Raw genomic sequence first — 24,254 nt, 5'->3', positions numbered from 1 at the left:
CTCCCGAGTTACGAGCGCAACGATTCGCCGCTCGAGCGGCGGACTCCATCCTTCGGCGTGCCGGAAGCATTAGGAGGTTCAGTCTTCGGGTTCGTAGCCCAGATTCGGGGCGAGCCATTTTTCGGCTTCTGCCTGGGTCCAGCCCTTGCGTTCGGCGTAGTCCGAAACCTGTTCGCGATTGATGCGGCCGACGACGAAATACTGTGACTGCGGATGCGAGAAATACCAGCCGCTGACGGCGGCGCCGGGCCACATCGCGTAGCTCTCGGTCAGCTGGATGTCCGCATTTTTCTGAACGTCGAGTAGCTGCCACAGCGTGGCTTTTTCGCTGTGCTCGGGGCAGGCGGGATAGCCCGGGGCCGGACGAATGCCGCCGCCAGCGGCGATATAGCGCTCGGCGATCAGTGCGTCATTGTCGAGATGCTCGTCCGGGGCATAGCCCCAGAATTCCTTGCGAACCCGCTGGTGCAGGCGTTCGGCGAAGGCCTCGGCCAGGCGGTCGGCGAGTGACTCCAGCAGGATCGCGTTGTAGTCGTCGTTGTCCTGCTTGAAAGCAGCGACGCGTTCGGCGCAACCGAGTCCGGTGGTCACAGCAAAGGCGCCGATGTAGTCGGGAACGCCGCTGCCCTTGGGGGCGATGTAATCGGACAAACAGCGGTTGGGCACGCCGGCTCGGTGCTCACTTTGCTGCCGCAGGCCGTGGAGGCGTGTCAGCACCTGCGAGCGGGTTTCGTCGGCATAGATTTCGATGTCGTCATCGTTGACCTGCGCTGCGGGGAACAGGCCGATCACGCCATTGGCGCTGAGCCACTTCTCCTCGATGATGCGATCCAGCATGGCCTGCGCGTCAGCGAACAGCTTGCGCGCGGCCTCGCCTGTGGTGGGACTGTTCAACAGGTCCGGATAACGACCCTTGAGCTCCCACGCAATGAAGAACGGTTGCCAGTCGATGTAGTCGCGCAGTTCTGACAGTGGGTAGTCTTTGAATGTGCGCACATACTGCACCGCCTGCCGGTGGTGCTGATGGTCGCAGTTCGGACCCTCGCAGACATCCCGGGTCTGCTGCAGCAGCATGTGCGGGCGCGGAGGGCGGTATCCGCTCCAGTCGATCGGCGTCTTGTTGGCGCGCGCGGCGGCCATAGGCAGGTATTTCTCCTGCCGATCCTTGGACGCATGACGCTCACGAATGCCGTCGTACTCTTCCTTGATATCGGCCATCAGCTTCGGGCGTTGTTCGTCCGACAGCAGCGCGGAGGCGACCGGCACCGAACGTGAGGCGTCCTTGACCCAGACCACCGGGCCCGCATACGCCGGGTCGACCTTGACCGCGGTGTGCGCGCGAGAAGTCGTTGCGCCGCCGATCAGCAGGGGAATCGTGAATCCCTGGCGCTGCATTTCCTTGGCCAGATTCACCATCTCGTCCAGCGACGGCGTGATCAGGCCGGACAGCCCGATGATGTCGGCTTTCTCGGCGATGGCGGTGTCGAGGATCTTCTGCGCAGGCACCATCACGCCGAGGTCGACGACATCGTAGTTGTTGCACTGGAGCACGACGCCGACGATGTTCTTGCCGATGTCGTGCACGTCGCCCTTGACCGTGGCCATGACGATCTTGCCCTTGGCCTGCTGCACGTCACCGGGCTTCTTCTCAGCCTCGATGAACGGAATCAGGTAGGCGACGGCCTTCTTCATCACGCGCGCGGACTTGACCACCTGCGGCAGGAACATCTTGCCGGCCCCGAACAGGTCGCCGACGACGTTCATGCCGTCCATCAGCGGACCTTCGATGACTTCAATCGGGCGCTTGCCTTCAGCTGAAAGCTCGGCGCGCAGCTCCTCGGTGTCCGCCTCGACATGCGCGTCGAGGCCTTTGACCAGTGCGTGCTTGATGCGCTCGCGCACCGGCAGCCCGCGCCAGGCTTCGTCCTCGACCGCTTGCTTCTGGCCGTCGCCGCGGAAGCGCTCGGCGATTTCGAGCAGGCGCTCGGTGCCGTCTTCGCGGCGATTCAGAATCACGTCTTCAATACGTTCGCGCAGTTCCGGATCGAGTTCGTCGTAGACCACCAGCGCGCCGGCGTTGACGATGCCCATGTCCATGCCGGCCTTGATCGCGTGATACAGAAACACCGAGTGGATCGCCTCGCGCACGGCGTTGTTGCCGCGGAACGAGAAGCTGACGTTGGATACGCCCCCGGAGACTTTGGCGCCCGGAAGGTTCTGCTTGATCCAGCGCGTGGCCTCGATGAAGTCCACGCCATAGTTGTTGTGTTCGGCGATGCCGGTGGCGACGGCGAAGATGTTCGGGTCGAAGATGATGTCTTCGGCCGGAAAGCCGACGTCCTCGGTCAGGATTCTGTAGGCGCGTCCACAGATGTCCTTGCGTCGCTGCAGGTTGTCGGCCTGGCCGTCTTCGTCGAAGGCCATGACGACGACCGCGGCGCCGTACTGGCGGCACAGCCGGGCCTGCTCGACGAACTTGTCGATGCCTTCCTTCATCGAAATCGAATTCACCACCGGCTTGCCCTGCACGCACTTCAGGCCGGCTTCGATCACTTCCCATTTTGAAGAGTCGATCATCAGTGGTACGCGGCTGATATCGGGCTCGGACGCGATGAGGTTGAGGAAGCGCGTCATCGCGGCGACGCCGTCGAGCATGCCCTCGTCCATGTTGACGTCGATGATTTGCGCGCCGGAATCGACCTGCTGTCGCGCGATGGCGAGTGCCGAGGCGTAGTCGCCGTCCTTGATCAGATTGCGGAACTTTGCCGAGCCGGTGACGTTGGTGCGCTCGCCGACGTTGACGAAGTTCAACTCCGGCGTCAGGTTCAGCGGTTCCAGCCCGGACAGGCGGCAGACCGGTGCCAGCTGCGGCGGCGTACGCGGCGCCTGATCGGCCACGGCTCCGGCAATCGCGGCAATGTGAGGCGGTGTAGTGCCGCAGCAGCCGCCAACGATATTGACCAGGCCCGATGCGGCGAACTCCCGCAGGATTGCCCCGGTGTCCTGTGGGCGTTCGTCGTATTCGCCGAAAGCATTCGGCAGGCCGGCATTGGGGTAACACGAGATGAAGCAGTCGGCGATGCGTGATAGCTCGGCAATGTAGGGCCGCATGTCTTTGCCGCCGAGCGCGCAGTTCAGTCCCACCGCCAGTGGTTGCGCGTGACGGATCGAGTTCCAGAACGCTTCGGTGACCTGGCCTGAAAGCGTGCGCCCGGAAGCGTCGGTGATCGTGCCGGACAGGATCAGCGGCCAGCGTTGTCCGCGCTGCTCGAACACGGTTTCGCAGGCAAAAATTGCGGCCTTGGCGTTGAGCGTGTCAAAGATGGTTTCGATCAGCAGCAGGTCGGCGCCGCCATCGAGCAGGCCGTTGGTCTGCTCGACGTACGCTGACACCAGGGCGTCGTAGCTGATGTTGCGGGCGCCGGGATCGTTGACGTCCGGACTGATGCTGCAGGTGCGACTCGTTGGTCCCAGTGCGCCGGCGACAAAGCGGGGGCGGTCTGGTGTTCTGGTGGTCCACTCATCGGCCGCGGCGCGAGCACACTGTGCGGCCGCTACGTTCAGCTCATAGGCCAGCGACTGCATGCCATAGTCCGCCAGCGATACCACCTGCGCATTGAAGCTGTTGGTCTCGATGATGTCCGCGCCGGCTTCCAGATACTTGCTGTGGATCTCGCGGATGATTTCCGGTTGCGTCAGTGCCAGCAGATCATTGTTGCCTTTGAGGTCCGAGGGCCAATCGGCAAAGCGCGTGCCGCGGTAGTCCGCTTCTTCCAGCCGGTAGCCCTGAATCATCGTGCCCATGGCGCCGTCGATGACCAGAATGCGTTGGCGCAGCAGCGTTTCGAGTTGGGCGTGAGACGGGTGCAGTTTCATCGGGCGGGCGGGTGCATGAATAGGAGAGCAAGATTATATCTGCTTATGCGGATGAGCGGATACTGCAGGCTCTGTGCGGGGGATTCACCGCTTGTCCGCCGAAACCTGCCTCGCATCCCCATGCCGTACTTCTGGCCGCGTGACTTTCGTACCGTATGTCCAACGGCACTGCAACGCGAGATTTCCCCGGTTTCACGACGCAGAGCCCAGTACTCTCTCCCCCCAACCCGGAACCCCCAACCTCCGGGTTTCTAAGGCCAGACCTCTCCGTCTGGCCTTTTTTTATGGTTTTTTCAGGCGAAAATTCTTAAAAAACACATAAAAATCAATCGTATAAAGATTTCCGCATGTTCTGCTGCATATCCATTCGCTGCGTCGCAGCAAAACATTATTGACAGTCACAAATACATTGACTAATGTAATTGAACGATTGGTTTGCCATGACCAGTCGTTCCCGATTCGAGACTGTTGGAGAACTGATCATGAGTGCAGTGATGACGGCGCCCCGCTGGCGCGACCGCAAACGTTACCTCTGGCTGCTGGGCGCGCCGGTGATGTTGATTCCGATCATGGGCGGGTTGCTGGTGGAAGCGACAGGGTGGTCGCTGTTCTGGTGGTTCATGCCGCTGGTGGTTTACATCGTCGTGCCGATTGCCGACGCGCTGGTTGGGGAGGACCGTAACAACCCGCCGGAAAGCGCAGTGGCCGATCTGGAAAAGGACCGCTATTACCGCTGGGCGGTGTATTCGGCCGTGCCGATGGAATATGCGACCCTGATCTGGGGCGCGTGGGTGGCCGGCACTGCGTCACTGGCCTGGTGGGAATACCTGGGTCTGGCGATCTCGGTCGGCATGGTCACGGGCATCTCGATCGCGGTCGCCCATGAACTCGGACACAAGACCGATCCCTTCGAGCAGTGGCTATCCAAGATCGCCCTGGCGCCGACGGGCTACGGCCACTTCTATACGGAGCACAATCGTGGGCACCACGTGCGTGTTGCCACGCCGGAAGATCCAGCCTCGTCGCGCTACGGCGAATCGTTCTACGCATTCCTGCCGCGCACTATCGCCGGCGCCATGCGCTCCGCATGGAAGATCGAAAAGGCACGGATGCAGCGTCGTGGGCTGCCGACTTGGCACTGGCGCAATGACGCCATCAATGCCTGGGCAATGACGCCGATCCTGTTCGGCGCGCTGATTGTGGCGTTTGGGTGGATTGTGCTGCCGTATCTGCTGATCCAGGCGGTTTATGGCTTCAGCTTGCTGGAAGTGGTGAATTACCTTGAACACTACGGCCTGTGCCGCAAGAAGCTGCCGAGCGGACGTTATGAGCGCTGCCAGCCGACACACTCCTGGAACAGCAATCATGTCTTCAGCAATGTGCTGCTCTATGGTCTTGAACGGCATTCGGACCACCACGCCAACCCGCTGCGCGGGTATGAAGCCCTGCGTCACTTCGAAGACAGCCCGCAGTTGCCCAACGGTTACGCCGGCATGATTCTGCTGGCGTACTGTCCGCCGCTATGGTTCGCGGTCATGAACCGCAAGGTGCGTGCCCATTACGGTGGCGACCTGACCAAGGCCAACGTCGTCCCGCGACTGCGCAACAAGCTCGCCGTCCCGGCGACAGCCTGAACCACGGCGAAATTCTGGAGAACCCTGACATGCGCAAATGGCGTTGTGTGATCTGCGACTTTGAATACGACGAAGCGCTCGGCATGCCGGACGACGGTATTGCCCCAGGCACTCGCTGGGAGGACGTGCCGGAGGACTGGAGCTGTTCGGACTGTGGTGCGCCGAAAGCCGAGTTCCACATGGTGGTCGTCGAGGCCGCCTGAGGGATTGAGCGCGGTCAGAACCCCGGCGATCGAATGGGTCGCCGGGGTTTTTTTGACGTCTATTCAAGGGTGACATGCGCAAGGCCAATATCAAGCCGTCGATCCGCGACGAGATCGTGGCGCGCTACAGCCCGTCGACCAGGGTCTGAATCGCGTCGGATAGATGGAGATGCCGGAGGCGCATGGGGTAACATGCGCCGCCTTTTTATTTCGGAATCGGGAACGAGTCGATGCAGTACAAGAAGTGGCGCTGTCTGATCTGTGACTACGAATATGATGAAGCTGTCGGCGCGCCCGATGACGGCATCCCCGCTGGAACGCGCTGGGACGACGTGCCCGATGACTGGACCTGCCCGGATTGCGGTGCGTCCAAGGACGATTTCCAGATGGTCGAGGTCGACTGATCCGTTTCGCGCAGCTTCGGATGCGCGGTTCAGCTGATTCCGCGCGCAGATGATCTCGCTGCGCGACCCTGTTTCGTCTGAAGGTGAGCCATGAGCCAATTCGACAACGTCAGTGTCATCAAGAAGGCCAACGTCTACTTTGACGGTCGTTGCGTCAGTCACACGGTGCTGCTCGCTGACGGCGTGCGCAAGACGATCGGTGTAATCTTTCCGTCGACGCTGACGTTCAACACCGGCGCGCCGGAACGGATGGAAGTCCTCGGTGGTCGTTGTCGCGTGCGTCTGGCCGGAACCGACGGCTGGGTCGAATACACCGCAGGGCAGGCGTTCTCGGTGCCGGGTCAGTCGAGCTTCGACATCGAAACGCTGGAAACTCTTGACTACGTATGCCACTTCGAGTGACCTGAATCGCCGCCGCCGCTCCGCGCAGGAGACCGGCGGCGGTCGCGACGTTCTGCGGTGACGTTCGCCAAATCCAGATCGGTACTGAAGCAGCGCTGGCGACAGCTGAATCTCGCATGGCGCCGCTGGCGCCCGCGTGTGGCGTATTGGAGCGCCGCTGCCGCGATCGGACTGGCTGCATCCGCTTTTGCCTGGTCCAGCGAATTTGTCCAACAGCAGTTCGCGCGCGGTGTTGCGCATTGGCCCTGGATCGCAGTGTTGCTGACGCCGCTGGGCATGGTTGCGGTGTGGTGGGTCACCGTCCGCGTCGCGCCCGAAGCCGCGGGCAGCGGCATCCCGCAGGTGCTCGCAGCGCTGCGCAATGAAGGCAAGGCATTGCGCGAACGCCTGCTGTCGGTGCAGACCGCCGGGGCCAAGATGCTGCTGACGCTTGTGGGTCTGGCGTGCGGGGCCTCGGTAGGTCGCGAAGGGCCCACCGTGCAGATCGGTGCCGCCATCGCCAACGTCGTTGGGGTTCGCAGCAATGCGACCACTCAGCGCAGTCTGATTCTCGCCGGCGGCGCCGCCGGTGTTGCCGCCGCCTTCAATACGCCCATCGCCGGCATCGTGTTCGCGTTCGAGGAGCTCGCCAGCAGCCTCGAGGAGCAGACCAGCGGCACTTTGCTGGTACTCGTGTTCATCGCGGCCGTGGTGGCGATGTCGATACTCGGACACCGGGTCTATCTCGGCGTGGTCGACGTGCACCTCGTGTTGTGGAGCGAATGGCGCGCGGTACTGATCTGTGGACTGGTCGGTGGTCTGGCGGGGGGGCTGTTCAGTCGCACCCTGTTTGCAGGCACACGACTGGTGCGTCGGCTCACCGGGGTGCATGGCTGGCGCATCCCGGCATTGTGCGGTCTGGCGGTGGCGATACTGGGGTTGATCAGTCTGGGCTCGACTTACGGCAGCGGGTACGAGGAAACCCGACTGGCGCTGGAGGAACCGCAGATGCTGTCGTGGTTTTTCCCGCTGCTGAAAGCGCTGGCGACCTTGCTGTCCTATCTCAGCGGCATTCCCGGCGGCGTGTTTTCTCCATCGCTGGCGGTCGGTGCGGGTCTCGGAGCTGACCTCTCCCGGCTGATCGATTTTGCTCCCGCCGCCGCGGTAACCCTGTTGGCGATGTCGGCGTATTTCGCGGGAGTCACCCAGACGCCGCTGACTGCCGCGGTAATTGTGTCGGAAATGACCCTGGATCAACGCATGATCCTGCCGCTGATGGCGTCGAGCCTGCTGGCAGCTGCGGTCGCGCGCCTGATCTGGCGTGACTCGCTGTACCGCGCCATGATGCGTGACATCCTGGCGCCGCCAATCGACTTGGCACCCCCGGCGAAAACCGACGACGCAGTCGCGGTGCCGATCGAGCCGGCGCCGGTACTTGAACCGCTCGAGGCGGTGGCTGCCCCCGCGCACATCGCGGACGCCCCAGACGCGGCCATCGGGGCTGAACCACAGTCGTCAGAACATCAATCGAATCCAGATTCGAATCTGCCGCCGCAACAGCAGTAGTTCGTTCCTCTGCGCAGTGGTTGTTTGTTCGCGGAGAGACTGCCTCGGTCCAGGTGCTGGGCAACTGATCAGACCTGAATTGTTGCGGTCTCAGGTTTTGAGCCCGCAGGGGCGTAAAACAGATTCCGTGATCACGGATTGCGGAACCTTTGACATGTCCATTCGCCCTGAAGCTGGAGTGCAGACCGACGAGACCAAGTCGGCGGCGCTGAATCTGTGCTTGGCCCTTTGTGAGCGCCTTGGCGACGGCTACACCCTTGATTCCTGTTCCAGCGGCGGACGCCGCGCCACGATGGGCAGCGAGGCTCAGCGCCTGTCGCTGCAGCCGGTATGGCTGATCCGCTGTCCGGATGGAGGGTGTGTCGAAATTCGATCTGGCGAGCGCGAGTGGCTGTGCCGTGCAGCGGCGTGGCCCAACGTCGAGCGCATCGGACTGCGCCGGACGTTTCAGCAGGTGCTTGAGGTTCGAGTGTCGCCGCAGCGGGATGCCGATGCGCTGGCTGCCGATCTGCGCCGGCGCTTGTTTCTGCCGTATGCCAAAGCCTTGAGTGCCGCGCGTGCCAGTGCGCGCCAGTACCGTTCCGCGTGGCAGGCATTGAGCGAGCAGCTGAATGATGCGGGTCTGAATCTGCAGGAGGCGCAACCAGTTGGACGCACCCTTCAGTTGCAGCGGCCGTATGCGCCGTTGGAAGCCGATGGCCTGCGGCTGCCGTCAGTCAGCACCACTATTGTGGGGATGCAGGATCTGACGCCGGTGGTCGGGGTGGATGTGCGCAATCTGTCCGCGCAGGAAGCCGCCGAGTTGCATCGCTTTCTTGAAGCCATGCTGGCCCGCCGCAACCAGGGCCAGCTGCGATTGTGCGCCTGAAACCGCCGCTTGCTCGGTAGCTTCAAGCGAGACTGCAGTCGACTGGGTGGCCACCGCTTCGGGGCCGTGTGCTGAGTCGAAGTGGGTGCCAGCCATAGCCGGTCAGGACGCGGCGCAACCTTGCATCTGCTGTGCGCGCGGTGGCGCGTAAATGCCTTCGCGAATCGCGGCGGCGCTGACGTCGTCGAGGTCGTTGACGATGTCGATCACCGCACGTGTCAGCGGCAGCAGCGAGTCCTCATGCACCATGTTCAGACGATCCGCCGGATCGAACAGATACATCGGTGCGGTCAGGAAGCTGACGATCGGCGTCAGTGGGTGAAAGAACGCGGCGTCGGTTGGCGGGTGCTTGCTTTCCGGTGACGGAAAGCCCTCGACCGGCATGATCAGTGAGCGTTCCAGATTCTCCTTGCAGATTGCTCGCGCGACGCTCTGCTCGAGTCGTGGAATGAAGCTGGTGAACCACCAGCGCACTTCGGGTTTGTCCGTCGGCACCAGCTTGCCATCGGCCGCGCGCGCCTCGCGTGCAGCGTGCTCCAGGTGAATTTCGGTGACAACGCGCTGTTGCAGGAAGTCCTTGCGTGAGTCGGCCATGTGAAGCAGGCCGGCGCCGCCGGACATGTGTCCGCCGTTGAGCAGGAACAGCATATTGTGAGGGCGCATTTCACGTGGCAGCTGCGACCAGTAATAGGCCTGGGCCAGCACCAGTGCTGTGCCGCTGGCGTCCTCGACCGCCGAGTTCCAGGGGCCGTCGTGATGTGAGCCGATCACGACCCAGTCATCGGAGCGGCCGGGCAGCGAGCCCGTTACATTGTGGGAGGTCGCAGAAGTCTGTTTTCGCTGCAGACTGATGCGCGCACGCGTCGGTGCTTCGGCCATGAAGGCCTTCAGTCGCTCGCCGTTCGTGTGGCTCAGGTAGAGGCCCGGAATCGAACGCGACTGCGCGTCGTAGGGGTTGTAGTAGCGATCGGTCTCCCACGGGAAGTCGAGAATCCCGATGAAGCCGATGGCGCCGGCAGCGATCTCCGGATCCATGATCTTCTGGAAGCGCACGCTCATCGGCAGCACCTGCGTCAGCGTGTCGAACTCACCGGCGGGGTCATAGGCCCAGGTCGCGACCGTGTCGCGGATGCGGCGTTGTGGCCAGGACAACAGTTCGAGGCCGACCACCGCGATCTTGCCGGCGGTGTGCGGGCCGGGCCCCTGGGAGAGCAGCAGTTCACCTTCCAGCGCCTCCGCGTTCGCCGACAGCGGCACCGGCCAGGACGCGAGTTCCAGCACGTGATCGGCATCGTTCTCATGCCAGACCTGCAGCGACCACTGCTGTGGCTCCCAGCGGACAACATCGATGGGATCCAGCTGCACGTCCTGCAGGCCGAATTCGTTGAATCGATCGCGCAGCCAGTGCTCAGTCCACTCATCCGCCGAGTACCCCGGTCGACGATGGCCTTGCTTCTCGATCTGTTCGATCCAGTCCATCACCACCTCGGACGGCGCAAGCTGCGGCGATGCCGTTGTGATCTCGGCGATCGCGTGTTGCGCATGTGCGGCCCCGGCACAGATCAGGGCCGACGCGAATAGCGGTCCGAGTTTGATGAATGGAGTCGGCATGATCAGCTGCCGAAGGTGTAGCGGAACGATCCGTAGATCATCCGTGGTGCGTCGACACCTTCGGCATCGATTCCCGGAATGAGCTGTCCATGGCGAATCGTGATGCGCTCGTCCGTGAGATTTTCGCCCTGAAGACGGAAGGCCCAACCTTGGAAAACGTTGCCGAAGCCAATCGTTGCGCGCCAGCGTAGGACGTTGCCTTGCACAAAGCGGTCGTCGAGCGAGGTGTCGGTAAACTGTTGCGACTGATAGTCGAAGCCTCCGCCGATCTGAATCCCCAAACCACTGGATGACAACGGAAGCGTCACCATGCCGAGCATGGTCGCCGTATATTTCGGCGTCAGTGGGAAGGGCTTTCCAGTCACATCACAGAGTGGATCCGCGTCGCCGTCGGTGTTCTTGTTGTCGGGCGCGCAGGCATTGTTGGTGAAGTCGAGATACTCGGTGTCGTTCAAGCCAAAGGTGGAGAACAACGTGAACCACTCCGTCGGCAGCCAGGTCATGTCGGCTTCGATACCTTGTGAACGTGCCTTGGCCGCGTTCTGCACCATGGTGGTCCCGAGGCCGATTCCGGTGCTGGTGGATTCGCTGACCAGGACCTGGAAATCATTCACATCCAGACGGAACAGGGAAACGTTGAAGCGCATGCTTCCATCCAGCAACGTGGACTTGAAGTCCAGTCCCCAGTCGATCGCCGTCTCGGGTTCAAAGTCGAGCGTTCCGGGGGAGCCGTCAAAGGAAAATGCATTGAAGCCGCCGCCACGGAAGCCCTTGGCCCAGTGAAGAAAGATGCCAAAGTCTTCACCAGGTTCGAAGTTCAATGACACCCGGTGCGCAACGTTATCCTCGGAGCGACTCAAGTCATGCTGGTATTCGGTGACCCCCAGAAGCGGAAGAAGGATCGAGGGGCTTGAGGAGTAATACTGATTGAGCTGCGCTTTCTTGGTTTCGTGATTGAACCGGATGCCGTATTCGACGCCCCACACCGGATTCAGCTGCCACTTGAACTGTGAGAATGCTGCGCTGGCCTCGGCCTGTTGGTCGAAATCCTGAGTGACTTCCTCGGTGTAATCGGAGTTGGTGTTCTGGAATATCGCGGGAATCAACGGATAAATCAGACTGAGCAACGTCTGTGCCGGACTGGGTACCGGACTGCCGTTCTGCGATGCCTGCGAAGCGATCAGTAGATCAAGGTAGGACAGGCCGAAGCGGAACACGATGCCGTCGCCTTTGATATCCCGACCCTGGTAGTAGAGACCGCCCAGGACTTCGCTGGTGCCCAGGTCCAAGCCAAACACGTTATTGAGTCCGAGCAATCCATCGAGTTGAGGTGACTGGAGGCGTAGTTCTCCAGTCACCGTCGGTGACGTGTCCTTGTCTGCGGCAAAGATCGCGGGTGCCGGCGTTGCATCGGTATCCAGTGCTGCGTCGTCGCGCAGTACCGAATAACCGCCCAATGCGGTCAGGCTCCATTCGCCGATTTCGTACTGCCACTCGGCGTTGTAGGTGTCGATTGCGACGTTACGGAAATCTTTGTCGTCAATGGTGTTGACGTTGTTGCCTCGAATGAAGTCCGTGTTGGGTTCATAACGTCGGATGGCGGCGGCCAGCGTGTCCGTTGGGTTGTACATCTCGAGGCCAGCCCCGCTCAACTCGACTTTGACCGTCTCTGCCGACAGCTTCAGCCGAGATCCCGCCAGATCGACGAAGTCGAGTTTGAGGCGAAGCCCTTTGCGGTTTGTGCCGCGACCGTAGGGGTCCGCCCCGTGCAGCGATTGATCCGTGGCGCTGTTGCGGATGAAACCGGTACGGTCATCGGACAGACCGGCGATGCGAAAATTCAGGAATCCTTCCACCATTGGCCCGCCAACCGCGGCTTCGATACGGTGGCGGTCATAGTTGCCGTACTGCACATCAAAAAAGCCTTCTGTCTCTTCGCTTGGAGAGTTCGTGATCAGGTGAATCAATCCGGCGGTCGTGTTCTTCCCAAACGCTGTGCCCTGCGGTCCGCGGTAAACCTCCATGCGCGCGAGATCAAACGTTGCCGCGGTGAAGTACTCCAGTCGGGTGTAGGGGACGCCGTCGAGTGCAACGCCCGCCGGGGGTTCAAAGGCCTTGTTGTTCTGATCGGTGCCGAATCCGCGAATACGCGGCAGGATGAAGTAACCCGCGTCGGCAACCTTCACGTTAGGCGTATACAGGGCAGCGGTATTGAGATCGGTGATCGACCAGTCATTGATGAATTTCTCGTCGATCACTGAAATCGAGATCGGCACATCCTGAATCAGCTCTGCTTTCTTCTGCGCGACCACCACAATTTCCTCGAGTCGCCGTGACGACGGCTTCGGCGTGGTCGGTTGCGGTTCCTGCGGCGAGAGCGCATCGACAGGAATGGTGTCGAGGGTTTCTGTGTCCGTTGCTGCCGGTTCGTCGGATGCTGCAGCAACACTGTCGGTGGTTTGCGCGGGCGTGCTGTCGGAAGTCGCCGCCTCGCCGGTGTTGCGATCGGCGGCGTTGTCGCCGGACTCCGCGAACAGGGATTCAAAATCAAAATCGCCCGATTCGGACTGGGCCAATGACGGCGAGACGGGGCCCAGGCCGCCAAACGCCATCAGCGCGATGCCGATCGCGGAAAATCGAAAGTTCATTTGGCGCATCTTCACGGCCTCCACCATGAGTACGTTGTTATTCACCGAATCACCGTCATCTCATGTGACGCATCCCACAGCGGCCACTTCATCTGCGAGGGATATCGGTTGGGATCTCCGCTCTCGACAAAACCCTTGAGGGCTTTGGCCATGGCGGAATGAATGGCTTCGCGCGCTTCGACGGTTTCGGGCGTCCATGAAAAGCGTCCGAAGTTCGGTTCGCTGTCGCGGAAGTTTCCGAAGACAAATGGAACGTCCAGGCCGTGGTACGAACCCAGCACGCTTCTCCAGGGCTGCGGCTGATCGTTCCAGTCAAAGTAGTAGCGATAGACCGGCGCCCCTGCCTGGGTGAGGCGGTTGGCGGCATCGGTGACTTTGTGTCGAAGGTAGATATTGGTGATCGACGTGCTGAGCCGAAAGCGCCAGTCACCAAACCAGGTGAACAGATCGCGGCGTGTGGGTTCAGCGTCGACCTGATTGGCGACATCCCAGAATTGCAGCGGGGTGAGCTTGCTGAATCCCTCCAGCAGGAACAGCATCGATGCTTCGTTGTCGACCATGCCGATGAGCATCGGCACTGGATTCGGGAAATCCTGGTGGGGGTCTGTCTTCGGCGCGCGCAACACGGCGTCATCGCCGCCGCCGACCACGGCGCGGATGCCGCGTGACGCTTCGATCAGGTCAGACGCTGGCTTGGCATAGAGGTACGTGCGCAAGCCCTCGTCGCCCAGGCGCTTGAGGTGTTTCTGGAGCTCTTTTTCGTCTGCAAGCGTCCCGTCCCGACGCATCACCTGGGTCAGGAACGTGGTGCTGCGCTGTTGTCTTTCTTCGGGCTCGGTGTACGCCGGGAATGCCGACAGCACGACGGCCTTGCTGAACTTTCCAGTCGCCAGGGGGGATCGCAGCATGGCCAGGACGCTGACGCCGCCGGCGGAATGGCCCATGACGGTGACGTTGCCGGGATCGCCGCCAAACGCGGCAATGTTGTGCGCGACCCACTCGAGCGCCTTGATTTGATCCAGCAGCCAGAGGCTGCCGGAGTCGCTGAGCGGGTCTCCCGACCGCAATGCATCGACTTCGATGCCGCCGAAGATGCCGAGGCGATAGTTGGTGGAGACCACGACGGCATCGAGTTCGCGGGCGAGACGGCGTCCGTCATAGGCACCATAGGATCCTGCGCCGAAGACGCCGCCGCCGCCGTGGATGAAGACCAGAACGGGACGCTGATGCGCCTCGGCCGGGGCCCAGATGTTCAGATAGAGGCAGTCCTCAGAGCCGAACGGTTTGTCGAAGTCAGCTGTGTTGTCGGTGGTGTAGAAATTGCCGATCTGTGCGCAGGCGTTACCGAAGTGGCTGGCGTCCCTGACGCCATCCCAGGGTGCTGCGTCTTGAGGCGCGCGCCAGCGCAAGGCGCCGACCGGAGGTTTCGCAAACGGGATGCCCAATGCTTGAAGAACGCCGTCTTGCTGCGTGGGCAGAACCTGACCGGTTTGCACCTGGATCGTCGGCGCTGAAGCGTCAGCAGTGGGGGGCGCGGACGGCTGCGCGATCGTGAATCCGCTGACAAGCAGTGTGATGACGCCGACGCCGACGCGGTGGCGGCTCAGCATGGCGCGGCTCCGGCGGTTTCGCTTTGAAAGTCATTTTGGGCGGGCATCATTTTCTCTCTCCAGACTTCTATTTCTTATGGAACTTGCTCAGCGGATCAGCGTGTAGGGCGCCCCTTCATCCCAGCGTTGCCAATGGATGGTGCTTGCGTACTGATTGGGATCAGCGGTCTCGATGAAGCCGCGAAATGAATCCACGAACGCCTGATGCATCTTCGCGCGGACCTCACCGGTTTCCGGCGTCCACGAGAAGCGGGTGAAGTTCGGTTCGTCGGCGGGAAAGTTGCCGAAGATGAAAGGGACGTCGAGACCGTGGTAGGCGCCAAAGGCCTTGCGCCACGGTTGCGGAATGGCGTCCCAATCAAACGCGTAGCGATACACCGGTACGTGTTCGGCGGCGACACGGTCAGCACCTGCGTTCACCAACGCATGCAGCTTCCGGTTGACGAAGAAGCTGGCGATGCGAAATTTGAGATACGACCAGGGTGTGAAGAAATCCGTGGCACCCAGGTCGTTGCGGCTGCTGTTGATCAGGGCCCAGATCTGACGCGCGTCCAAGGTGCTGTATCGCTTGACCAGCAACATGCTGGCTTCATTGGCCACCGATCCAAAGAGCGTTGGCACCTTGTTGATGATCTGGACATCAGTATCCGGTTCAGCCGGAGACGGTCCGAGTGTGCGTCCGGCTTCAATCAGATCCGCGGAACTCCGGGTCGCCAGAAATTCATCAATGCCGTCGTTTCCGAGAGCGGCAAGCTGCGCAGGAGCGGCATCAATCGTGTCGATGCGGCCATCACGCAGCAACAGCTGCGCCAGCCAGGACTCGACGTACGCGCGCGCCTTGTCCGGCGGCGTGCGCAGTGGGATGCCGGACAGGATCATGGCCTTTTGAAAGAGGCCGCTGGCCTCGGCCGAAGTCAGCATGGCCCAGATCGACACGGCGCCCGCGGAGTACCCCATGACGGTTACATTGCTCGGGTCGCCGTCGAACCCCGAGATGTTGTCCTTGACCCAGCGTAGGGCCTGGAGCTGGTCGAGCAGCGCGAGGCTCGGTGCGTCGTCGCCGTGCAGTCGCGCCAGTGGATCGTTGCCGAGGACGCCAAGTCGGTAGTTCAGACTGACGACAACGGCATTGAGGCCTTCCGCCAGTCGGGTTGCTTCGTACAACGGCAGCGAGGCGGTGCCATAGATGCCCGAGCCACCGTGGATGTAGATCAGAACCGGTCGCGGCTTTGCGGCGTTTGTCGGCGCCCAGACATTCAGATAGAGACAGTCCTCGTCGCCGTAGGGTTTGTCGAAGGTCTGTTCGTCGTTGCTGGCGAAGTAACCCCCGATCTGTGCGCACGCGGATCCGTAGTGATCGGCGACACGCACGCCGGTCCAGGGCGTCGGTAGCTGTGGCGGGTGCCAGCGCAGCGCACCGGTTGGAGGTGCCGCAAAGGGGATGCCCAGGTAGCGGGTGACAGCGCCTGACGCATGGCCCTGGATGTCGCCGCTCCGTGTCGTGATCGGTCCGGAGGGTGGTGTCGCCGGAGTGGCAGTGCCACTCCAGGTCGCAAGGGTCAGCAGCACCGTGGCTAGCGTGGCTCGGCGTGATCTCATGCGTTCTCTCCAGCGGTCTTCGTCGAGCGTCCGGCACGCTTGCCTTTCAGGAATTCGCCGAGCTCGCAGTTGAAGGCGTCGGGTCGCTCGGCGGTCACGGCGTGATGCGCGTTGGCGATGACGGCCAGGCGTGCCTGCGGAATCTGATCGACGTAGGCCTGCTTGTCTGCAACCGGGGTGTAGTCCTGGTCGGCGCTGACCACCAGTGTCGGGCAGGTGATGTCCGGCAGGCGTTCGGCCACGCTCCAGCCGACCAGTGCCTTCAGTGTCGCCAGATAGTCCGACTTCCTGTTCTGCGCATACTGTTCGACGAACAGATCCCGCAGGGCGGCGTTGTCCGGGAACAGCCGTGGGGCGAGGATCTGGCCCATGCGCCGCATGCCCAGCAGTCGGATGACCAGGAGCCGCTGCAGCACCATCAGATGTTCGCGCCGTGTCCTGGGAACGAAGCTCGGGCTGCTGTTGACGATCGTCAGGGAGCGGACCCGCTCGGGATAGTCGACGGCGAGCTGGAACGCGACCGCGCCGCCCAGCGACAGGCCAACCACGTCGGCGTCGGCAAAGCCGGCATCGGCCATGATTGCCGCGACGTCTTCGGCAAAGCCGCGCAGGGAAAAGCGACCGCGGGCACCAGGGGTGCGGCCGTGACCGCGCAGGTCGGGCGCAATGACGGTGTGGTTGGCAGAAAAGGCTTCGAGCTGCGGCGCCCAGTCGCGACTGCTGCTGCCCAGCCCATGGATCAGCAGCAGCGCCGGCCCCGAGCCAGCCCGCTCGTAGTGCAGCTCGCCGTGATCCGCTTTCAATACTGGCATTGCAGCCCCCGGACAGAAGCGCGACCGCGCCGGCCGCGACAGAAAATATAACAAACGTTTGTTGTGATTTTCATGGAATATAAATTGATTTGAAGGAATGGACAATAGAGAATTGGGCCGGAACCCAATCAAACGATTGTTGGCAAATGACCAAAGCCGCTGCATCGCGCGAGAACCACCGCCGGATCGCGACCGTCGAAACCGCCCTGCCGCCCGGCGTCACACCCAAGGGTGCGCGTGGGCGCATCCTGAGCGCTGCCCTGCGCCTGTTTGCCGACCGCGGTTACGGCGGCACCTCGGTGCGGGACATCTGTTCCGAGGCCAAGGCCCAGGCAACGACGCTGTACGCGCACTACCCCTCGAAGGAGCACGTGCTGGCCGAGATCATCCAGCTCGCGCATGACGATCATTACCGTCGCCTGCGTGACGCGCTGATGACGGCGCAGCCGGATCCGCGCGAACAGCTCAGCGCGCTGGTGCGGGCGCATGTGGTCTCACATTGCGATTATTCGATGCTCGCGGTGGTCGCCACCGCCGAGCTGCATGCGCTGTCGGAGGCGATGGCCGCGCCGATTCTGGCTTTGCGCGCGCAGTCGGAACGCTTGCTGGTCGACGTCATCGAACGCGGCATCCAGCAAGGTGTGTTTGATGTGCCGGATACCTATCTGGCGTTACGCGCCATCGGCGGTATGGGTCTGCGCGTGTCGTACTGGTATACGCCGGACCTGGGTCGCACCCCGGAGCAGGTGGGCGAAGTGTTTGCCGAGTACGCGCGGCGTATTGTCGGCGTGATGCCAGCCCACTAGTTTTTTGCGGGGTGCGGCCAGCTGCTTGCGGGCCGGCCAGTGGCACGTGTCATCGCCTGATACAGCTTGCATCAAGCGGGCGGGGCGTTGTGCACCCAGCCGAATTCCTGCACACGCTCGAAGATGCGCCAGCCCTGCGCTGTCCTGCGCAGACGGTCGCGATACCACAGTCCCACGAACAGCACATGGCTGCCGCAACCCTCGGTGGCACTGATCATCATGACCTGTGCGGCGGTGCGCGCAGTCGCGGTGTCGCCGGCCAGCTCGACCAGCGAGGTCGAGATCGTGTGCTGCGTGCCCTGCATTGTCGCGATGACGGACTCCAGATAGCGGGCCATCTCGCTGCGATTCCCGCGCGGCCCGCCAAATGCGGTGAAATCGAGCAGCGCGTCGTCCGTGAACACGGCTTCGAATGCAGGCCAGTCGCGTCGGTCCACCGCGTGGCAATAGCGTACCAGGGTGTCCTGGATCTCCAAGCGATCGGAAAGTTGTTGCGGCGTCATGCGTGCCTCTCAGTCTCAATGTCTGAGTCCTTAAGGTGCAGTCTCACTGCGCTGCTGACCTGATCCGGATGCATGAAAGTTTGAGCTGGACCGACTACGGAGCCCGTCGCGTGCCCCCGAAGCGACGTGCCGCCCTGGGCAGTGCAGCTCTCAGATCCAGTGTTGCTTCAGAACTCCGGTTCGGTCGGTTCCGTTGTCGCAAAGACAGGTGAAAGCGCATCAGCCAGGATCGTGCAATTGCGACCGTTGGCCTTGGCGCGATACAGCGCTGCATCGGCGCGGCCGATGAGGGTATCCAGGGAGTCTGACGCCTGTCTCTCCGCCACGCCGATACTGACGGTGATGCGAATCGCTTGCTTTGCCGCGGGAATCTCGGCCGCCTCGATCTGCGTCCGCAGGCGGTCCAGTTGATGCATCGCATCGCGCGCATCGGTATTGCGCAGCAGCACAATGAACTCTTCACCGCCAAAACGTGCGGAAAGATCGGATTGACGTATCTCGCGACGCAGGATGGCCGCCATCCGTTTCAGGACCTGATCGCCCTGCTGGTGCCCATAGAGATCGTTGACTCGCTTGAATCGGTCGATATCGAGGAGCGCGATCGACAAGGTTTGCTGGTAACGCTCTGCGGCAGCAAATTCCAGCCGGGCCAGCTCCATGAAGTAACGCCGATTCTGAAGCTCGGTCAGTGCATCCGTCCGTGCGAGCAGGGTTTCACGCTCAAGTGCGTGCGACAGCAGGCGATTGGTCTGCTCAAGCTCCTGCTTGGCCGCGTGCAAGCCGATCTCGGCCTGCTTGCGCGCAGTGATGTTTTCATGGGCGACGACTACAAACCGATGCTCGTTCCAGGTGAATGCCGATGCGCGAACAATGAACCAGCGCTTTTCGGCGGGTGAGTGACAGGGATATTCCAGCAAGAATTCGTCGTCGGCGCCCTCCAGCAGGGCGCGGATGCCCGCAGCGGTGCGCTTCGCGGTGTCGTCCTCCTCGCGGTGCGATGCCGAACAGCAGGCCTGGACATAGTCGGTGCCGATGAAGAAATCTGCGCTGACACCGTCATTGCTCCGAGCAAAAGCGCGCCACGCCTCGTTAACGGCAATGATGCAGCCGCTGGCATCCAGTACCGCAATATGCGCACTGAGAGCGTCCAGCACTTCGACTGCAAAATTTTTGCCCTTTGTCTTCAAGGCGAATGCTCTCCAGCTTGGCATGGCTGACGATCCTGAGCCCGGAAGAGCCAATGGGCTCATCTTCCACAAGCTGAGCAGCCGGCATGTCCAAAATAGTAAGGCGCACTTCCTTCAGTTGAGCGGCATGCGCCGTCCAGCGGCGCGCCCCGGAGTGCTGAGTGGTGTCGGGGAGGCCCAAGGACGTCAGGGGCATGGGGCAAGCCGCTTACGCATCGCAAATCGCGGCAAGACAACCCCACGACAGTTGATTCGCTGCGCCTCTACAACTTCAAAGCCCTGGCGCAGGAAGAACGGATGGGCGACCAGGCTGGCTTCGGTAAACAATTCATTAAGCCCTTGCGCCGCCAAGGCCGACTCCGCAGCGCAATAGAGCGCCGATGCGACCCCGCGACGGGCACACCCCGGCGCCGTGAACAGCAGGTCGATGTGGCCATTGTCTTCATAACCGAGCATGCCGCAAAGCCGTCCGTCTTCCTCGGCGAGCAGCATCTGCAATGTCGCCATGCGCCGACGCCAGATGTCCAGATCGGGTGGGCGCGGGGCCCAGGCTCCGCGTTGCGCGACGTCGTAGTGTGACGCTGCATTCGTGTGGATCGATTCGGTATACAGCTGCGCGACCGCTTCAAGGTCATCGTTTTTATAGCGGCGAAGGTTCATGGCTGAAATATGGACTGGACTGCTGCAAATTTTGTACACGCATGGTGCGTGGAATGACCTGAAGCGATCGCATCAAGATCGATAGAAGTACGGAATCGCCATCAAGGTAGCGCCAACGGCGACCATCCAGTAGGGGTTCGACACGCCGAACGGAAACACCATCAACAGCAGGCCGCACACCAGCGGAACCATCGCAGCCTGCTTCTTGCCGTACAGGAAATAGCCGAACCCGATCGATCCGAACAGCACGCTCCACAGCATCGACGCAACGCTCATTACACAGGCTCCAGCGGTACGGGCGGCATGGGGTTACGCATTGACGGCGGCCCGGACGATATCGCATAACAGCACAAACCAGGCGTGAGGAGACGCCATGACACTATCGTCACCAGAACCGCAGCAGCGGACAGGCGATTCGACAGCGCAGAGCGACGAGCCGCTGCCGTTTGTGGCGCCCTGTCGCCAGCTTCCGCTCAACGCCGCGTTTGGCTGGATCAAGCTCGGATGGCGCGATCTGCGCGCAGCGCCGCGGCAAAGTCTCACTTTCGGCGTGATCATGTTCGTGCTGAGTGTCGGCATCACCGCAATGACGTGGTCCTGGGGCGAACTGGGTCTGTATCTGGGCCTGATTACTGGCTTCGTATTCATGGGGCCATGGCTGGCGCTGACGCTGTATTCGATCAGCATGCAGGTGGAGCGTGGACGGGACGTCAGCGTGCGCCAGAGTCTGATCGACGCCAAACGGCAGATCGGCAATGCGATGGTCTTTGCCGTGATCCTGACTGTGGTGTTTCTGGTCTGGGCACGCGCCGCGACCATCATTCACGTGTTCTTTCCGGAAACCGGCAAGCCGGCGCTGAAGGACATGCTCTGGTTTCTGGGCATCGGCAGCAGTGTCGGCGCCTTGTTCTGCGCCATCGTGTTTGCCGTCAGTGCGTTCTCACTGCCGATGCTGATGTGCCGCAAGGTCGACACCGTGACCGCCGTTGTGACCAGCGTCAACGCGGTGTTGCGCAACAAGCCGGCGATGGTGGTCTGGGCGGGAGTGATTGTCGGGTGCGTGCTGCTCGGCATGCTGACCGGTTATCTCGGCTTCATCGTGTTGCTGCCGCTGCTCGGGCACGCGACCTGGCATGCGTATCGGCAGACCATCGATTCCTCGCGCTGGCCGCGGGTGGACGAAGCGTGATGTTTCGCGCTGCGGGCGTGGCGCCGGCCTACTCGCAGCTCACGAGCGTGACGAACTTGGGATCGATGACTGACGACGGGTTCATGCCGAACACCTGATTGAATGCGCGGTCGGCATGCGCCAGATCGTGAAAGCCGGCTTCCTCGGCAACCCGCGTGATCGTCAGGCCCCGCTGCCACAGCAGCGCCGCACGCCAGACGGCACGCCAGCGTGCGTAGTCTCCGATGGTGAAGCCGGTCTGTTGTTTGAACAGATCGCGCAGACGCGACGACGACAGATGAACCTGGCGAGCAACAGCTTCGAGGCTGACATCGCGCAGCGGCATCTCATCGAGCACCCTGCAGGCTTTCAGCACGCGCTCGTCCTGTTGCGCCGGGGCGGTGCGGGTCGCGGGTGCGTAGCGCGTCATCGCAGCGACGACCTGCGCGACGATATCCTTGATCTCCTGCGGCGACACCACTTCCCGCATCGCGCGCTGCAGGCGCGGAATGAACGGCTCGAAAATCTCGATCGGCAATTCCACCAGCGACGCGTCGCCCAGCACCGCGCGCACACCGGCATATTCGGGCATGTCCAGCGGCAGGTAGAACAGCGCCACTTCACTGTCGACCGCGAAGATGCGCTTGCGCTCGGCCTTGGGCGCGACCAGCGACGCGCGCGTCTGTAATTGCTGTCCGTTCACCTCGATGAAATAGGGCTTCGCACAGGCGATGCGCAGCGTTGCCGACAGGGGGCCGGTTGGCCGGTCCAGCAGCAGCGAACGTGCGAGCAGCACCAGGCTGCACGGCCAGTAATAGATCGTGACGCCCTGCGGTGCGGGGTGTTCCTCGGCGTCGTTCTTGCGGGTGGACATGGGCGTGATGGGGGTCGGCTGCGTGTGCGGTGCCACCGTCATATGACAGGCAGATGATACAAACCCGCGCCGCAGGAGTCCCATAAATTTGCGCCGACCAGATCACAGGAATCGGTGCTGCAGCGCACAAGATTCCCATATGCGGGGGAGAAGCGGTGGACTTGAAAACGGTTTGGGCGGCGCTCGCAGCGAGCGCCCTGATGGTGGGCTGTGGCAGCGGGCAGCCAGTCGATACGCAGCCGGGTTCGGGCAACGGCGGTGCCGGCAAGGCTTGCAGTCCGACTACAGATCCGTCGCATCAGGGCATGCCGAGCGAGGCGCGGATCTTTTCGTGGATCGAGGATCTCGTCGGCATCGGCTATCGCCGTACCGGCACGCCGGAGGGCTATGCCGCCGCGGCCTACGTCAAGTGTCAGTTCGAAAGCCTGGGCCTGACCGACGTTCACTACGAAGTCGCGACCTCCTGGAAGTGGGAGGCAACCCGGGGCAGTGTCGAGATCGCGGGACAGCCCGTGGATGCGTTTCCCTCGGCCTTCTCCTTCGTCACCCCCGACGAACCCTCGGTGTTCAGCACCGGGCCGGGAGGATTGCAGACCGAGGTGGTGAACGTTGGCCTCGGGACGCCGCTCGAGATGGCGCTGAAGGACGTCAAGGGCAAGATCGTGCTGTTCGATCTGAAGTTCATCCTGCCGTCGGCAGGGCTGACGCCGCTGATCGAGTTTTTCTGGGATCCGGGCCTGACTGTGGTCGAGCCGTCGCTGCTGATTGCCAATCCCTACCTGACCACGTATTCGGATGTGCTGAATGCGGCCATGGACGCTGGCGCTGCCGGGTTCATCGGCGTGCTCGCGGATTACTTCGAGTCCAACAAGTACTACAACGAGTTCTATCGCCGCACGAGTGTGACGATTCCCGGGTTCTGGGTGTCACCGTCCGAAGGCGAGCGCATCAAGCAGCTGATCGCCGACAACGGCGGCAGTGCGACGGCGACGATGGTGATGGAGGGGAGTCGGGAGGCTGTCGAATCACGCTCCGTCGTCGGCTTTCTGGAAGGTCTGAGCAAGGACACGATCATGGTGCAGTCGCATCACGACTCGGTGTTCTACGGTGCGGTCGAGGATGGCAGCGGCACCGCGTCGGTGCTGGCACAGGCGCAGTACTTTGCGTCGAAGCCGCCCGAATCGCGTGAGAAGACGCTGATGTTCGCAACCTTCGATACGCACTTCACCGGCTATCAGGGGCACCAGGCGTTTACCGAAAAGTACATCGTCAAAAAGGAAACGCCCTACAACATCGTTGCTAATGTCACGCTCGAGCACATCGCGAAGCAGGGCCTGAAAGGGGACAACGGCGAACTGGTGATCACCGATCAGCCGGAACTGCGCGCGATCATGAACACCTTCGGCCTGGGCCTGAAGACCGCGATGATCAACGCCATCGTCAAGCACGATCTGCGTCGCACGGTGCTGTTGTCCGCACATGCACTGTGCGCGACGGCGGGCGTGCCCACGGATGCATCCTTCGTCTGTCTCAACGGCGTGCCGACGGCGAGCTTCATCGCCGGACCGAATTACCTCTACGACGCGGCCGATACCTTGGACAAAGTTGACCGTGCCCAGCTGGTGCCAGTGGCTGAAGCCTTCGCGGAAATCATTGAGGCCATCGATGCGACGCCTTCGGCGCTGATTGGTCTGCCGATCCCTGCGCTCGGACCGGAGCTGGGGTTATGAGCCGGCGCTGGATTGCGGACTGAAACCGGTTTCGTCGCGGCGCGCTCGGATGCGGCATGAAAGGCATCTCATACAAATCTGCCGCAGTGGCATGCGCCACCATGCAGGCTGAGC

20 protein-coding genes are annotated in these 24,254 nt (G+C 62.0%); 9 read left to right on the top strand and 11 right to left on the bottom strand.

Features of this window, described 5'->3' with window-relative positions; all coding sequences use genetic code 11:
• Positions 1–78: 78 nt before the first annotated feature.
• Entirely contained in the window at positions 79–3,876 is a 3,798-nt protein-coding gene (gene metH, locus E4T66_RS12575) for a methionine synthase (protein ID WP_136849392.1), read from the bottom strand.
• 482 nt (positions 3,877–4,358) lie between these two features.
• On the opposite strand from metH, the gene E4T66_RS12570 reads away from it, so the two are divergent.
• The 6 genes from E4T66_RS12570 to E4T66_RS12545 all read left to right on the top strand — a co-directional run bounded on the left by E4T66_RS12570 (position 4,359) and on the right by E4T66_RS12545 (position 8,932).
• Positions 4,359–5,510: an alkane 1-monooxygenase gene (locus E4T66_RS12570; RefSeq protein ID WP_211242894.1), complete on the top strand. Its 1,152-nt coding sequence runs from the start codon at positions 4,359–4,361 to the stop codon at positions 5,508–5,510.
• Positions 5,511–5,539: 29 nt separating this feature from the next.
• A complete protein-coding gene (locus tag E4T66_RS12565) occupies positions 5,540–5,713 on the top strand; it encodes a rubredoxin (RefSeq protein WP_136849391.1) in 174 nt (57 codons plus the stop codon).
• A gap of 230 nt (positions 5,714–5,943) precedes the next feature.
• Positions 5,944–6,117 (top strand): rubredoxin, encoded by a 174-nt coding sequence (locus tag E4T66_RS12560; RefSeq protein ID WP_136849390.1) that lies wholly within the window; start codon positions 5,944–5,946, stop codon positions 6,115–6,117.
• A gap of 90 nt (positions 6,118–6,207) precedes the next feature.
• Positions 6,208–6,519, top strand: coding sequence for a pyrimidine/purine nucleoside phosphorylase (gene ppnP, locus E4T66_RS12555; RefSeq protein ID WP_136849389.1), 312 nt, complete (start codon positions 6,208–6,210; stop codon positions 6,517–6,519).
• Between the two features lie 57 nt (positions 6,520–6,576).
• Positions 6,577–8,064, top strand: a complete 1,488-nt coding sequence (locus E4T66_RS12550; RefSeq protein WP_136849388.1) for a chloride channel protein — start codon at positions 6,577–6,579, stop codon at positions 8,062–8,064.
• Between the two features lie 154 nt (positions 8,065–8,218).
• Positions 8,219–8,932, top strand: coding sequence for a hypothetical protein (locus tag E4T66_RS12545; RefSeq protein ID WP_136849387.1), 714 nt, complete (start codon positions 8,219–8,221; stop codon positions 8,930–8,932).
• Positions 8,933–9,034: 102 nt separating this feature from the next.
• On the opposite strand, the gene E4T66_RS12540 is transcribed toward E4T66_RS12545, so the two are convergent.
• The 5 genes from E4T66_RS12540 to E4T66_RS12520 all read right to left on the bottom strand — a co-directional run bounded on the left by E4T66_RS12540 (position 9,035) and on the right by E4T66_RS12520 (position 17,212).
• Positions 9,035–10,543 carry a M28 family peptidase gene (locus E4T66_RS12540; protein WP_136849386.1) on the bottom strand — a complete coding sequence of 503 codons (1,509 nt, stop codon included), beginning with the start codon at positions 10,541–10,543 and terminating at the stop codon, positions 9,035–9,037.
• 2 nt (positions 10,544–10,545) lie between these two features.
• Complete coding sequence (locus tag E4T66_RS12535; protein ID WP_169577603.1) at positions 10,546–13,191, bottom strand: TonB-dependent receptor; 2,646 nt, start codon at positions 13,189–13,191, stop codon at positions 10,546–10,548.
• Between the two features lie 41 nt (positions 13,192–13,232).
• Positions 13,233–14,801 (bottom strand): carboxylesterase/lipase family protein, encoded by a 1,569-nt coding sequence (locus E4T66_RS12530; protein ID WP_136849384.1) that lies wholly within the window; start codon positions 14,799–14,801, stop codon positions 13,233–13,235.
• Between the two features lie 87 nt (positions 14,802–14,888).
• Positions 14,889–16,400 carry a carboxylesterase family protein gene (locus tag E4T66_RS12525; RefSeq protein ID WP_136849383.1) on the bottom strand — a complete coding sequence of 504 codons (1,512 nt, stop codon included), beginning with the start codon at positions 16,398–16,400 and terminating at the stop codon, positions 14,889–14,891.
• The gene (locus E4T66_RS12520; protein ID WP_136849382.1) at positions 16,397–17,212 is read right to left on the bottom strand and encodes an alpha/beta fold hydrolase; all 816 of its coding nucleotides are present in this window, start codon (positions 17,210–17,212) and stop codon (positions 16,397–16,399) included. Before E4T66_RS12520 ends, E4T66_RS12525 begins: the two co-directional genes overlap by 4 nt.
• Before the next feature lie 146 nt (positions 17,213–17,358).
• On the opposite strand from E4T66_RS12520, the gene E4T66_RS12515 reads away from it, so the two are divergent.
• Positions 17,359–18,018 (top strand): TetR/AcrR family transcriptional regulator, encoded by a 660-nt coding sequence (locus E4T66_RS12515; protein WP_136849381.1) that lies wholly within the window; start codon positions 17,359–17,361, stop codon positions 18,016–18,018.
• 71 nt (positions 18,019–18,089) lie between these two features.
• Here the strand turns inward: E4T66_RS12515 and E4T66_RS12510 are convergent, their stop codons facing one another.
• From E4T66_RS12510 to E4T66_RS12495, 4 genes are all read right to left on the bottom strand, one after another.
• Positions 18,090–18,521, bottom strand: a complete 432-nt coding sequence (locus E4T66_RS12510; protein ID WP_136849380.1) for a nuclear transport factor 2 family protein — start codon at positions 18,519–18,521, stop codon at positions 18,090–18,092.
• 167 nt (positions 18,522–18,688) lie between these two features.
• Complete coding sequence (locus E4T66_RS12505; protein ID WP_169577602.1) at positions 18,689–19,708, bottom strand: GGDEF domain-containing protein; 1,020 nt, start codon at positions 19,706–19,708, stop codon at positions 18,689–18,691.
• A gap of 186 nt (positions 19,709–19,894) precedes the next feature.
• A complete protein-coding gene (locus tag E4T66_RS12500; protein WP_136849378.1) occupies positions 19,895–20,368 on the bottom strand; it encodes a GNAT family N-acetyltransferase in 474 nt (157 codons plus the stop codon).
• A gap of 72 nt (positions 20,369–20,440) precedes the next feature.
• The gene (locus E4T66_RS12495; RefSeq protein ID WP_136849377.1) at positions 20,441–20,644 is read right to left on the bottom strand and encodes a hypothetical protein; all 204 of its coding nucleotides are present in this window, start codon (positions 20,642–20,644) and stop codon (positions 20,441–20,443) included.
• Between the two features lie 97 nt (positions 20,645–20,741).
• On the opposite strand from E4T66_RS12495, the gene E4T66_RS12490 reads away from it, so the two are divergent.
• Complete coding sequence (locus E4T66_RS12490) at positions 20,742–21,557, top strand: DUF2189 domain-containing protein (RefSeq protein ID WP_136849376.1); 816 nt, start codon at positions 20,742–20,744, stop codon at positions 21,555–21,557.
• A 28-nt stretch (positions 21,558–21,585) separates the two neighbouring features.
• Here E4T66_RS12490 and E4T66_RS12485 read toward each other — a convergent pair whose 3' ends face one another.
• Entirely contained in the window at positions 21,586–22,410 is an 825-nt protein-coding gene (locus E4T66_RS12485) for a helix-turn-helix domain-containing protein (RefSeq protein WP_169577601.1), read from the bottom strand.
• A gap of 155 nt (positions 22,411–22,565) precedes the next feature.
• Here E4T66_RS12485 and E4T66_RS12480 point away from each other — a divergent pair, with 155 nt between their 5' ends.
• Positions 22,566–24,140 (top strand): M28 family peptidase, encoded by a 1,575-nt coding sequence (locus E4T66_RS12480; RefSeq protein WP_211242893.1) that lies wholly within the window; start codon positions 22,566–22,568, stop codon positions 24,138–24,140.
• The last annotated feature ends 114 nt before the right edge of the window (positions 24,141–24,254 follow it).

The organism is Sinimarinibacterium arenosum (genome assembly GCF_005047655.1).
In the GTDB taxonomy this organism is placed as follows: Bacteria; Pseudomonadota; Gammaproteobacteria; order Nevskiales; family Nevskiaceae; genus Solimonas.
The sequence above is the reverse complement of the archived record's forward strand: the minus strand, read 5'-3'. Positions and strand labels throughout refer to the sequence as shown.

Excerpts from the sequence above, each read along its gene's own strand:
- metH (WP_136849392.1), bottom strand. The coding sequence starts at position 3,876 with ATGAAACTGCACCCGTCTCACGCCCAACTCGAAACGCTGCTGCGCCAA.
- E4T66_RS12570 (WP_211242894.1), top strand. The coding sequence starts at position 4,359 with ATGAGTGCAGTGATGACGGCGCCCCGCTGGCGCGACCGCAAACGTTAC.
- E4T66_RS12565 (WP_136849391.1), top strand. The coding sequence starts at position 5,540 with ATGCGCAAATGGCGTTGTGTGATCTGCGACTTTGAATACGACGAAGCG.
- E4T66_RS12560 (WP_136849390.1), top strand. The coding sequence starts at position 5,944 with ATGCAGTACAAGAAGTGGCGCTGTCTGATCTGTGACTACGAATATGAT.
- ppnP (WP_136849389.1), top strand. The coding sequence starts at position 6,208 with ATGAGCCAATTCGACAACGTCAGTGTCATCAAGAAGGCCAACGTCTAC.
- E4T66_RS12545 (WP_136849387.1), top strand. The coding sequence starts at position 8,219 with ATGTCCATTCGCCCTGAAGCTGGAGTGCAGACCGACGAGACCAAGTCG.
- E4T66_RS12540 (WP_136849386.1), bottom strand. The coding sequence starts at position 10,543 with ATGCCGACTCCATTCATCAAACTCGGACCGCTATTCGCGTCGGCCCTG.
- E4T66_RS12535 (WP_169577603.1), bottom strand. The coding sequence starts at position 13,191 with ATGAACTTTCGATTTTCCGCGATCGGCATCGCGCTGATGGCGTTTGGC.
- E4T66_RS12530 (WP_136849384.1), bottom strand. The coding sequence starts at position 14,801 with ATGCTGAGCCGCCACCGCGTCGGCGTCGGCGTCATCACACTGCTTGTC.
- E4T66_RS12525 (WP_136849383.1), bottom strand. The coding sequence starts at position 16,400 with ATGAGATCACGCCGAGCCACGCTAGCCACGGTGCTGCTGACCCTTGCG.
- E4T66_RS12520 (WP_136849382.1), bottom strand. The coding sequence starts at position 17,212 with ATGCCAGTATTGAAAGCGGATCACGGCGAGCTGCACTACGAGCGGGCT.
- E4T66_RS12515 (WP_136849381.1), top strand. The coding sequence starts at position 17,359 with ATGACCAAAGCCGCTGCATCGCGCGAGAACCACCGCCGGATCGCGACC.
- E4T66_RS12510 (WP_136849380.1), bottom strand. The coding sequence starts at position 18,521 with ATGACGCCGCAACAACTTTCCGATCGCTTGGAGATCCAGGACACCCTG.
- E4T66_RS12500 (WP_136849378.1), bottom strand. The coding sequence starts at position 20,368 with ATGAACCTTCGCCGCTATAAAAACGATGACCTTGAAGCGGTCGCGCAG.
- E4T66_RS12495 (WP_136849377.1), bottom strand. The coding sequence starts at position 20,644 with ATGAGCGTTGCGTCGATGCTGTGGAGCGTGCTGTTCGGATCGATCGGG.
- E4T66_RS12490 (WP_136849376.1), top strand. The coding sequence starts at position 20,742 with ATGACACTATCGTCACCAGAACCGCAGCAGCGGACAGGCGATTCGACA.
- E4T66_RS12485 (WP_169577601.1), bottom strand. The coding sequence starts at position 22,410 with ATGTCCACCCGCAAGAACGACGCCGAGGAACACCCCGCACCGCAGGGC.